The sequence below is a fragment of the Bifidobacterium ruminantium DSM 6489 genome, from assembly GCF_000770925.1.
In the GTDB taxonomy this organism is placed as follows: domain Bacteria; phylum Actinomycetota; class Actinomycetes; order Actinomycetales; family Bifidobacteriaceae; genus Bifidobacterium; species Bifidobacterium ruminantium.
This window is the reverse complement of the sequence record NZ_JDTK01000065.1, coordinates 1-293: the sequence shown is the minus strand read 5'-3', so window position 1 is coordinate 293 and position 293 is coordinate 1. Positions and strand designations below refer to the sequence as shown.

At 61.4% G+C, this 293-nt stretch carries 1 protein-coding gene; it reads left to right on the top strand.

Annotation, left to right across the window (positions count from 1 at the left end; all coding sequences use genetic code 11):
• Window positions 1–293 (top strand): Ig-like domain-containing protein (locus OU26_RS09375; RefSeq protein ID WP_033499135.1); only part of this gene is annotated, 293 nt, incomplete at both ends.

The window sequence follows — 293 nt, the reverse complement described above, 5'->3', positions numbered from 1 at the left end:
GCTGAGCCTGAAGTCCGGTGCGAGCGTGCAGTTGACCGCTACCGTGAACCCGTCCAACGCTACCGACAAGACGGTCTCTTGGACCAGCTCGAACAATTCCGTGGCTAAGGTGTCTGATGGCAAGGTCACCGCTGTGAAGGCTGGCACTGCAACGATTACAGCGACCGCGGGCGGTAAGACGGCTTCGGTCGTTGTTACTGTGGCTGACAATCCGGTCCCGGTCACGTCCGTCTCGATCTCGGGTGACGGCGTGAGCAACGGGAAGCTGAGCCTGAAGTCCGGTGCGAGCGTGC